6 protein-coding genes, 1 pseudogene and 1 riboswitch are annotated in these 11,297 nt (G+C 42.6%); of the genes and pseudogenes, 6 read left to right on the top strand and 1 reads right to left on the bottom strand.

All coding sequences use genetic code 11. The annotated features are described in order from the left end of the window. Positions 1-521: 521 nt before the first annotated feature. Both mgtA and QZY09_RS00970 read left to right on the top strand, forming a co-directional pair. Positions 522-3,236, top strand: coding sequence for a magnesium-translocating P-type ATPase (gene mgtA, locus QZY09_RS00975; protein ID WP_295666959.1), 2,715 nt, complete (start codon positions 522-524; stop codon positions 3,234-3,236). 64 nt (positions 3,237-3,300) lie between these two features. Then, on the top strand, positions 3,301-4,416 hold the full coding sequence (locus tag QZY09_RS00970; RefSeq protein WP_295666956.1) for a PLP-dependent aspartate aminotransferase family protein: 1,116 nt from the start codon (positions 3,301-3,303) through the stop codon (positions 4,414-4,416). A 111-nt stretch (positions 4,417-4,527) separates the two neighbouring features. On the opposite strand, the gene QZY09_RS00965 is transcribed toward QZY09_RS00970, so the two are convergent. Next, on the bottom strand, positions 4,528-5,034 hold the full coding sequence (locus QZY09_RS00965) for a DinB family protein (protein ID WP_295666953.1): 507 nt from the start codon (positions 5,032-5,034) through the stop codon (positions 4,528-4,530). 298 nt (positions 5,035-5,332) lie between these two features. Further along, positions 5,333-5,439: riboswitch (SAM riboswitch) on the top strand. 244 nt (positions 5,440-5,683) lie between these two features. On the opposite strand from QZY09_RS00965, the gene QZY09_RS00960 reads away from it, so the two are divergent. The 4 genes and pseudogenes from QZY09_RS00960 to QZY09_RS00945 all read left to right on the top strand — a co-directional run. Further along, positions 5,684-6,991 (top strand): O-acetylhomoserine aminocarboxypropyltransferase/cysteine synthase family protein, encoded by a 1,308-nt coding sequence (locus QZY09_RS00960; protein WP_295666950.1) that lies wholly within the window; start codon positions 5,684-5,686, stop codon positions 6,989-6,991. Between the two features lie 114 nt (positions 6,992-7,105). Then, the gene (gene metX, locus QZY09_RS00955) at positions 7,106-8,161 is read left to right on the top strand and encodes a homoserine O-acetyltransferase (protein ID WP_295666963.1); all 1,056 of its coding nucleotides are present in this window, start codon (positions 7,106-7,108) and stop codon (positions 8,159-8,161) included. Beyond that, entirely contained in the window at positions 8,161-9,396 is a 1,236-nt protein-coding gene (locus QZY09_RS00950) for a homoserine dehydrogenase (RefSeq protein ID WP_295666947.1), read from the top strand. The genes metX and QZY09_RS00950 overlap by 1 nt, the downstream gene beginning before the upstream one ends. Positions 9,397-9,564: 168 nt before the next feature. Next, positions 9,565-11,297, top strand: a pseudogene (locus QZY09_RS00945) (histidine kinase dimerization/phospho-acceptor domain-containing protein); the annotation flags it as partial.

The raw sequence follows: 11,297 nt of genomic DNA, 5'->3' as shown, positions 1-11,297 counted from the left end.
TATTTCCATTATCAAACCTTCAAATTGTCAAATTAAAAACATACTTTTGCGCGAAATTAAATAGCGGCTTTTAGCTGCCTTAATAAAAACAATTAAAATGGACGCAGGCCCGAGTTGTAGTTATCAGCATGATGTTAAAAATGCCCTCCCGCTTAAAATGGAAGGCAAACAGAAGTGTATGGTATCCACCAACAACCTTCTGTTTTGTACTTCCCGCAGCTAAATCAAATATAGCTGGCTGGAAAACCCGCGCCATTAATTTCCATAAATACCTGCCCTTTTTCGAATTTCTTTTTACCCACACAGGGTATCATTTGCATTGCGCAATCAGCGGCCCGGGCTGAATATACACTCATCATAACAATTAACAGCAATAACTTAATATAATGTTAATGTTAAAAGTCAACAACACATTATATTATTGTAAGTAAAGCCTGTGATTGGGTAAAAAAATAGAAAAAAATTAAATAATAACTGCGCTTAGCTTAAGTGCAGCTTTAATATAACAAGGGGGAGCTTATATGGCAACTGCTATAAAAGAAAAGATAAAAAAATACAGTTTCATACAGCGGAACAAAAAAACCAATCCACAGGAATTTGATACTGCATCAATAGCTAAACTAAAAAGTGTAGCAGTTTGTGCCAACGGAAAATCGCTCACCCTGCTGGAAAGCAGAATCACCGGACTTTCGGCTGAGGAGGTACAGGAACGCCTGGAAGTGTTTGGATTAAACGAAATAGTAAACGAAAAGGCCCCGGCGTGGCACATTCAATTATTACAGGCTTTTATAGATCCATTTATAGGTGTATTGTTTATCCTGGCGGTAGTGTCGCTCATTACTGATGTGATCATCCAAAAGCGCGGCGAACGGGATTATACCACCGTAGCAGTGATCAGTACAATGGTGCTGATCAGCGTTTTACTGCGTTTTGTACAAGAGTTCAGGAGTAACCAGGCAGCCGAAAAGCTAAAATCAATGGTAAAGACTACTGCTACAGTACTAAGAGCCGAAGGGAAAGAAGAAATAGACATCAAGGAATTAGTGCCCGGAGATATCATTCAACTTTCGGCCGGGGATATGATTCCTTCGGATATACGCATTCTGCAATCAAAAGATTTATTTGTAAGCCAGTCGATGCTTACGGGTGAGGCCATCCCGGTTGAAAAAACAGGAGATGCCGTACCTGGTGCCGCAAAACAATCCCCATTGGAACTCAATAATGTTTGTTTTATGGGCACCAACGTGGTTAGCGGAACAGCCATAGCAACAGTAGTTAATACTGGCGAGGAAACTTATTTTGGTTCGTTATCAAAATCATTGGTTGGTAAACGGGCCGAAACAAGTTTTGATAAAGGGGTTAACAGCGTAAGTTACCTGCTGATCCGTTTTATGCTGGTGATGGTGCCGTTGGTTTTTGTTATCAACGGTATTACCAAACACAATTGGCTGGAGGCTTTTCTGTTCGGTATTTCTATCGCAGTGGGTTTAACACCGGCCATGCTGCCCATGATTGTGACGGCAAACCTGGCAATGGGCGCTGTAAATATGTCGAAACGGAAGGTGGTGGTAAAACGACTAAACGCTATTCAGAATATCGGTGCCATGGATATTCTATGTACCGATAAAACCGGCACGCTTACCATGGACAAAATTGTTTTGGAAAGACACCTGAACGTTTATGGGTATGAAGATAATGAAGTAATGAAATGGGCATACCTGAACAGCTTCCATCAAACCGGGCTTAAAAACTTGTTGGATGTTGCCGTATTGGAGCATGTAGACCACCATTCATGTTTAAAAGAAGGAGAATCCTATAAAAAGATCGATGAGATCCCCTTTGATTTCCAACGGAGGCGGATGTCAGTTATCCTTGAGGGAAAGAACCACAAACACTTACTCATCTGCAAGGGCGCTGTTGAAGAAGTGCTGGATTTATGCAGCCACGCATTTGATCCTGGCGAAGATGACAGCCTTCAAATTGAAAAAGATGATGTGATCCCGATGGACGACAAAATGCGGAAGATCGTACTGGAGAAAACAAAACAGCTTAACGAAGAGGGGTTAAGGGTACTGTTGGTTGCCGTAAAAGAATACGAGGAACGTCCGCTAAATTACAGCAAAGCTGATGAAAGCAATATGATACTCACCGGCTTTATTGGCTTTTTAGATCCAGCAAAACCATCTGCCGGGCTTGCCATTAAAGCCCTGCATAAATTGGGAATAACGGTTAAAGTACTTACCGGGGACAATGAAATTGTTGCCAAAAAGATATGTAAGGATGTGGGTATCCCATTTTCGCTTATCTTGCTGGGGCGCGACCTGGAAACAATGACCGATGATGAACTGTCAAAACAGATTGACGATGTGAGTATCCTGGCAAAATTAAGCCCGATCCAAAAATCGCGGGTGGTGAAGGTATTGCAGGCAAAGGGCCATACAGTTGGTTTTATGGGCGACGGGATTAACGATGCAGCTGCTCTCCGGGACGCAGATGTAGGTATTTCAGTAGATACGGCAGTGGATATTGCAAAAGAAAGCGCCGACATTATTTTACTGGAGAAAGACCTGATGGTGTTACGCAAAGGAGTTATATACGGCCGCCGCACCTTTGGCAATATCATCAAATACATCAAAATGACTGCGAGCAGTAATTTCGGCAACATGTTCAGTATGCTGGGCGCCAGTGCTTTGCTGCCATTTTTACCGATGCTGCCGATACAGATCCTGATCAATAATTTATTGTATGATATTTCCCAAATATCCATACCCTGGGATACTATGGATGACGATTATATTGTAACGCCGCGTAAATGGGATGCCAGTGGTATTGGCAAGTTTATGCTTTATGTAGGGCCGATCAGCTCGATATTTGATTACGCTACATTTGCTGTTTTGTGGTATGTATTTAAGGCCAATTCGCCTCAGCATGCACAGTTTTTCCAAACTGGATGGTTTATCGAAAGTTTGTTGTCGCAAACCCTCATTATTCACATGATCAGAACCCGCAAAATTCCATTTATACAAAGCAGGGCAACGTTCCCTGTTATCGCCTTAACAGCCGCTATAATGGCGATCGGGATATATTTGCCGTTTTCGCCATTGGCTGGTGCATTTAAACTGCAGGCAATGCCATTTTTGTTTTTCCCGTTATTGGTGGTCATTTTATTAGGCTATTGCTTTTTAACTCAACTGATAAAAGGCTGGTTTATCCGAAAATTTGACCAGTGGCTGTAATATTTATATAAATCCACATTCTTTGATGGACTGATGGTTTCGATTTTTAATATGTTTGCATATTATGAAGATCGAAACCATCGCCATTCATGCGGGCAATCACGTTGATGCCTCCACAAAAGCAGTAATTCAGCCCATTGTATTATCAACCACCTTCGAAAGAGCTATTGACGGCACTTTCCCGGGCGGGCATATTTATAGCAGAGCCAGTAATCCTAACCGTGCGCAGCTTGAAAATTTACTGGCGAAACTGGAGGGAGGTACTGATGCTGCTTCATTTTCATCGGGTAATGCAGCAGGAATGTCTGTTTTTCAATCACTGGAGCCGGGCACGCATATTATTGCACCTGATGATATGTATCACGGCCTGCGCAACCAGCTTAAAAATTTATTTACCGGGATCCTGGAATTTGATTTTATTGATGTTAACGACAGCGAAGTTTTACAGCAGCATATTATGCCCCATACCGGGCTGATCTGGGTTGAAACGCCCTCAAATCCCCTGCTTAAAATTACTGACATCAAAAACATTGTTCAGATCGCAAAAAAACATGGTATAAAAGTGGCCTGCGATAACACCTTTGCTACACCCATTTGCCAGCGCCCTTTGGAATTGGGCGCCGATTTGGTGATGCATTCCTGTACAAAATATTTTGGTGGCCACAGCGACCTGATGGGAGGCGCACTCATCACCAAAGGAAAAAGTGACTGGTGGGCCAAAATCCGGCAGGTGCAGGAATATGGCGGCGCTATCCCCTCCCCTATGGATTGCTATATGCTAACCCGGAGCATGAAAACGCTGCCATACCGGATGCGCGGCCACGTACAAAATGCGCAATTACTTGCCGAATATTTGGAAAAACACCCCAAAGTTGAACAAGTGATGTACCCGGGCTTGACATCGCATCCGCAGCATGAAATTGCAAAGGAACAAATGGATAGTTTTGGCGGAATGCTGTCATTTTGTTTAAAGGGCGGCGAGGCGGAAGCCCGGCGCGTTATCAATAGTTTGAACATTTTTACGAGAGCCACCAGTTTAGGCGGTGTGGAAAGTTTAATTGAGCACCGTGCAACTATGGAAGGGCCCGATACTAAAACACCATTTAATTTGCTGAGGGTTTCAGTTGGGCTGGAACATATTGATGATTTGGTGGATGATATGGAACAGGCGCTTGGTTAAAGGTTAAGGGTGAAAGGCGAAAGGTAAAAAGTTTTTTGGGTTCAATGCAACGGACGAGACGTCTTCTAACCTTTCCCGACCTTCAACCTTTAACCTTTTACCTTTCGCCTTTTATGAATATTTCATAGCATCCTTATTCAAGCCCCTTCTCAAAATTCCGATCTGGCCAATGGTATAAGCCTGGTGATGATTTATAAACGCCCACAAACCTGCAAGTGTATTGTCAAACGGAAATATAGGGTGAGGTATATTGATTACCGTATCAAGCGCAGCATCTGGCAAATTTTCTAAACCTTTTCGTATCACGGGCCCCATTTCGTTCCATTTATCTTTGATCTGCTGAAAGGGTGGCAATTCGCTCGGCGGCGCGCCCAGGTCTTGCGGCGTAGCGCCTTGTTTGGTATGAAAATGATCGCGCCACGCAAAGTCGATAGGAACGCCCCCGATATTGCCCAGGTTAAGCTGTGCCCAGGCCAGATGGCCGGCCAGCCACTTAACACAGTTCATCGGGTCGGCTATGCATTTGTCCGATTCTTCTTCGTTGATATCCGCGATAACATTGTTATATAACACGTTATGCAGATCATACTGATCAAGTAGTACTTTTTTTGCTGACATGGTTTTTTAAATTGATTGCTCAAATTTAGGGTAATATCACAACACTTGTTAGGTGTAATTACGCCAATGTAAGGGGCTTTTTGCGACGATTTGGATGTTGAAAAGCTGGAAGGTTGTAAGGTTTAAAATAGATATAGCTATCGGTGACGTTAACTATCTTTTTTCTTTCGGACTTCCGGACTTTTCGGACTTTCGGACTCAAAAATGAAATTTAATTTGGAATATTAACAAATACTACCTTATATTTGGAACAATATTTGGTAGTAGTACCATGATCATTACCTCTCACACAGGTTTTGATTTATAAAGAAGCGGCGAGAGATCAGGCTCAATGACCCGCTGGCAACCCTCAAAAAGAGAAGGTGCCAATTCCTGGCCCGGTAAATATCCCGGGGAATATAAATTAATAACCATGAAAAGTCTGATTTACAACATTCTTCAATCCATTTTTAGGGGCCAACAGGTAACCCAACCCGTATATATTTATAGTTATGCCTATAACTGTAATATGTGCATGTGTTGCTGTTGCTGATCCTTAACACGTTTTAATTTCCCCGTTCCCGAAAAATTACGTGTTTTCACAAAAGGATTTAAAATCCTTTGTGAACAAGTCTGTAAACAAATCATTCACCATTAAATTAAAAACATCATGTCTGCTGAAAACTTAAAATTCGAAACCCTTCAATTACATGCCGGCCAGGAGGCCGATCCAACCACCGGTTCACGTGCTGTACCGCTTTATCAAACTTCTTCGTACGTATTTAAAAATGCAGCGCATGGGGCCAATCTTTTTGCATTAAAAGAATTTGGAAATATTTATACCCGCCTGATGAACCCCACAACGGATGTTTTCGAAAAACGCATCGCTGCTTTAGAAGGCGGTGTGGCGGCATTGGCAACAGCCTCAGGCCAGGCGGCTCAATTCATTGCTTTAAATAATATACTTCAGGTTGGCGATAATTTTGTCACCTCCCCATTCCTTTACGGCGGAACATACAACCAGTTTAAAGTAGCATTTAAACGTTTAGGCATCGATGCACGCTTTGCAAAAGATGATACTGCTGAGAACCTTGAAAAATTGATTGACGATAAAACCAAGGCCATCTACCTTGAAACGATAGGAAACCCGGGCTTCAATATCGCTGATTTCGACAAGGTTGCTCAGCTTGCCAGGAAATACGACCTGCCGCTGATTGTTGACAATACCTTTGGTGCAGGCGGTTATTTATTCCGCCCGCTGGAGCATGGCGCCAACGTGGTGGTTGAGTCGACAACGAAATGGATAGGTGGCCATGGGACAAGTATTGGCGGCGTCATTATTGATGGCGGTAATTATAATTGGGGTAATGGTAAATTCCCGCAATTTACCGAACCTTCTGAGGGTTATCACGGGTTAGTATTCGCTGATGTTTTTGGCATTGGCGGCCCTTTTGGCAATATTCAGTTCATCATAAGGGCACGTGTTGAGGGTTTACGTGATTTTGGGCCATCACAATCCCCATTTAATGCCTGGTTAAATATACAGGGGCTGGAAACGCTATCCCTGCGCGTTCAGCGTCACGTAGACAATACCCTTGAGCTGGCCAAATGGCTTGACCAGCACCCTGCAGTTGAAAGTGTGAACTATCCCGGCTTGCCCTCCTCACCTCACCACGCCCTTGGCAAAAAATACCTGAAAAATGGTTTTGGCGCAGTATTAACTTTCCAGGTAAAAGGAGATAAAGAAAATGCGGGTACAGTAATTGACAATTTAAAGTTGGTTAGCCATCTTGCTAACGTGGGCGATGCAAAAACGCTGATCATACAGCCATCAGCAACTACCCACCAGCAACTTTCAGACGAAGAACAACTATCGGCAGGTGTTTTACCAAACCAGCTACGGGTAGCTGTTGGGCTTGAGCATATTGATGATATTAAAGCAGACTTTGAACAGGCATTTGCCGGGTTAGTTAAATAGAGATTAGTTGATTAGAGATTAGTACCGGATATTAGATGCAAGTTGCCACGCGTAGGTCAAACTAATCTCTAATCTCCAGTCTCTGATCACTAATCGCCAATGACGAAATAAATGATGAATACAGAAATATTTAAATACAATAAGTCATTCAAACTGGAGTCGGGCAAGCAATTGCCTGAACTCCAGATTGGATTTAATACCTACGGAACTTTAAATAAAAATCGCGACAACGTTGTTTGGGTTTGCCATGCACTTACTGCAAACTCCGATGTATTTGATTGGTGGAAAGGACTTTTTGGTGAACATGACCATTTTAATCCTGCTGAGTATTTTATTGTTTGTGCCAACATCATCGGCTCCGCCTATGGCAGTACTAATCCTCTGAGCATCAACCCAGTTACGGGTCAGCCATTTTATCTCGCCTTTCCTCAATTCACGGTTAGGGATATGGTGAAAGCCCATCAGCTGTTAGCAGATCATTTGCAGATCGATCATATCGAAATACTTTTAGGCGGATCATTAGGAGGACAACAGGCAGCAGAATGGGCAATTATCGAACCTGATCGTATTAAAAACCTCATCCTAATCGCCACGAACGCCAAACATTCCGCCTGGGGCATCGCATTTAATGAGTCGCAGCGCCTTGCCATCAGCGCTGATCGTACATTTTATTCCAATACACCTGATGGCGGTAAAAAGGGGTTGAAAGCAGCACGGAGCATCGCCTTACTATCCTATCGCAATTATAAAACATACGGCATTACCCAGCAGGAAGATAAGGACAGCCTGGTTGATGGTTATAAAGCATCATCATACCAGAATTACCAGGGCGAAAAGTTGGTAAACCGTTTTAACGCTTACAGCTACTGGTATTTATCTAAAAGTATGGATTCACACAATGTCGGCCGTGGCCGGCGCGGCGTTGAAAAGGCTTTGAGCCTGATTAAAGCACGCACACTGGTTATTGGCATTAAATCAGATGTATTATTCCCGATTGAAGAACAACAGTACCTGTTCAGGCATATCTCAAAATCAGCTTTTGCTGAATTGGATTCCTTTTACGGGCATGATGGATTTTTAATTGAAACAGAAGCATTAACTAACATAATCACCTCCTTTTTTAAGACAGACGTAAAAGGGAAAATAATTGAATTGCAACGTACCGCGTAATGAGTAAAAAATTAAATATAGGGCTATTTGGCTTTGGCGTAGTTGGCCAGGGCTTGTATGACATTATTAAAACCAAAAATCTAAACCTGGAGATCAAAAAGATCGCCATAAAAGATCCGCATAAAGAACGATCTCTTCCCTCCCATTTATTTACAACAGAAAGGGACGAGTTGTTGAACCACCCGGAGATCAACACCATTGTTGAATTGATCAATGATACCGAAGCTGCATTTGAAATTGTATCAAGGGCTTTGAGTTCGGGTAAAAATGTAGTATCGGCCAGCAAGAAAATGATCGCCCTGCATTTGGATGAATTGATCGCATTGCAGCACAAGTACGGCACTTCGCTATTATACGAAGGTGCGGTTTGCGGCAGTATCCCCATCATCCGCAACCTGGAAGAATATTACGATAATGAATTACTGCACTCCATCAGTGGGATATTCAACGGATCATCTAATTATATCCTTTCAAAAGGCTTTCTTGAAAACCTGGATTATGATTCAGCCCTGAAACAAGCTCAGGACCTGGGTTTTGCTGAAACTGACCCAACCAGCGATGTTGGTGGCTTTGATGCCAAATACAAACTGGTTATTGCCGCTGCACATGCCTATGGCGTGATCGTCCAGCCCGACGACGTTTTTAATTTAGGTATACAAAACCTTAGCGCTTACGACCTGCAGTACGCCCGCGAAAAAAATCTCAAAATAAAACTGGTGCCTGTTGCCAAAGAATTGGACGACCGGCATGTGGCGCTGTTTGTATTGCCCAAATTTGTAAACGACAAGGAGTTTTTATATAATGTTGAATATGAATACAATGGCGTAATTGTGCAGGCTGCTTTTGCCGATCAGCAATTCTTTTTTGGTAAAGGCGCCGGCGGCCACCCAACCGGTTCTGCAGTATTATCGGATATTGCGGCGCTGCGTTATGATTACCAGTACGAATACAAAAAAGCAAAGGAACGTAAAGGTTTAAATTTCACCAATAACATTGAACTGAATGTTTACCTGCGCTATGAAGATGAAAAATTGGTTGAATTGCTGGATTTCGTTCACATTCAGGAACGTTATTATTCCGGCACCTATAAATATGTGATCGGCAAGATCAACCTGCAGAACCTGATCGATAACCAGCAGGTAATTGCTGAAAACAATGCCTTCGTTGCCTTTGCCGACCAGCTTGCAGGGGTTAACCTGGCTGCAGAGGTAAAGCAAACTGCCGAAGTCATCTGATATAATTGTGTTTATTTAGTTTTTAAAAAAAGGCTCCTTATGGGGCCTTTTTTTATATATAGCAATACGGCCATTTAATTGAAAGGTAGGTGTATAGCGTAATTATTATTTGTTTATTAATTGATAAAAGTATTACCTTAAAGCAATTTAAAGCGACCCCCTGATTTTATGAGAAGAACCCTATTGCTTTTATTACTATTTACAATAGTATGGAGCGTTGCATCTGCGCAAAAAAATAATGTTGACAGTTTAACAAAAGCTTATCGAAAAAACCGGCAGGATACCACGTTGGTACAACTCCTTAATAATAAAGCTGACTACGTCTTTCTTACAACCAATTCTGATTCGGGGATGAACTGTCTAACAAAAGGACTGGCGCTCTCCCGAAAAATTCATTATAAGGATGGCGAAGTTCGCTCACAACTGGGCATCGCAACAATCCTGAGCAGAAGAGGCGACCTGCCACAATCGTTTAAGATCATCTTTGATCTGCTACCCCAGGCAATCGCGATCAATGACCAACGTGCCGTAGCACAATGTTATAATAACCTTGGCCAGGACTATGGTATTCTGAAGGATTACAAAAAGGCATTGGCTTACCAATTTATGTTTAAAGCCGTTGTTGAAAAAGCACATTTAAATGATCTTATGCAGGTAGCATATAACAATATCGCAAGGCAATACCTGGATCAGGGGATGGCCGACTCAGCAGAATATTATACAAAAAAGGGTTACAATACAATTAAGCATGGCGCTAACGATCGCTACCTGATCCGTAATTTTGGCGCCGTACAGGTGCTGAGAAAAAACTATGTAACGGGAATTGCATTTTTCAGAAAAAGTATAGCGGCCATCCCCAAAATGGATGATCACTACTTATTGAGCGAGGACTACCGAAGGATGGCCGAAGCTTACGACAAATTGTCTCGGCCAGACTCCTGCATTTACTTCGCGAAAAAGGCAGTGGAGGAAGCCAACCTGAATAAAAATCCCGACCTGGTAATGAAGGCAAGTATGCTCCTGACTGATCAGTACAAATTAGTTAACGATTACAAAAATGCATACGATTACCAGCAAATCATGCTGAAAGCACAGGACAGTATATTCAGTCAGCGAAAAACGCTGCAGATACAAACCCTGACGCTAAACCAGGAGCAGCAAAAGCGCGATGCAGAAGCGGCACAACAGGCCTACCAAAACAAAGTACAGCGATATACGCTATTGGGTATTATAACTGTTTTTGTGTTGATCGCCGGCATACTTTTATTTGCGAACGGCCAGCGAAAAAAGGCAAATAAAGCGCTAGAACAGCGGAACGAACAAATTGAAGCGCAACACAAAGCCCTCGAAAAAACACTCTCCGATCTAAAAACAACCCAAACCCAATTAATCCAGTCCGAAAAAATGGCATCACTTGGCGAACTTACCGCAGGTATCGCCCACGAAATACAAAATCCACTCAATTTCGTCAATAATTTTTCAGAAGTAAATACCGAACTTATTGATGAGATGCAGCAGGAAATCAGCAAAGGAGATCTTGCGGAAATAAAAGCCATTGCGCAAAACATCAAAGAAAATCAGCAAAAGATCAGCCAGCATGGCAAACGGGCAGATTTTATTGTAAAAGGCATGCTGCAGCATTCACGCAACCACACAGGCGAAAGGCAGTTAACCAATATCAATATTTTGGCGGATGAGTTTTTAAAACTCTCCTACCACGGTTTGCGAGCCAAAGACAAAAGCTTTAACGCCGAAATGACTACCCATTTTGCCGAAAACCTCCCGGCAATTACAGTCGTACAGCAGGATATTGGCCGGGTATTGCTCAACCTGTTTAATAATGCCTTTTATGCGGTGAATCAGAAACAGAAAACAGCGGGGGAAGAATACAAACCCGAAGT

This window comes from uncultured Mucilaginibacter sp., assembly GCF_903913935.1.
Taxonomy (GTDB): domain Bacteria; phylum Bacteroidota; class Bacteroidia; order Sphingobacteriales; family Sphingobacteriaceae; genus Mucilaginibacter.
This window is presented reverse-complemented; position numbering and strand designations above follow the sequence as displayed.

Excerpts from the sequence above, each read along its gene's own strand:
- mgtA (WP_295666959.1), top strand. The coding sequence starts at position 522 with ATGGCAACTGCTATAAAAGAAAAGATAAAAAAATACAGTTTCATACAG.
- QZY09_RS00970 (WP_295666956.1), top strand. The coding sequence starts at position 3,301 with ATGAAGATCGAAACCATCGCCATTCATGCGGGCAATCACGTTGATGCC.
- QZY09_RS00950 (WP_295666947.1), top strand. The coding sequence starts at position 8,161 with ATGAGTAAAAAATTAAATATAGGGCTATTTGGCTTTGGCGTAGTTGGC.
- metX (WP_295666963.1), top strand. The coding sequence starts at position 7,106 with ATGAATACAGAAATATTTAAATACAATAAGTCATTCAAACTGGAGTCG.
- QZY09_RS00960 (WP_295666950.1), top strand. The coding sequence starts at position 5,684 with ATGTCTGCTGAAAACTTAAAATTCGAAACCCTTCAATTACATGCCGGC.
- QZY09_RS00965 (WP_295666953.1), bottom strand. The coding sequence starts at position 5,034 with ATGTCAGCAAAAAAAGTACTACTTGATCAGTATGATCTGCATAACGTG.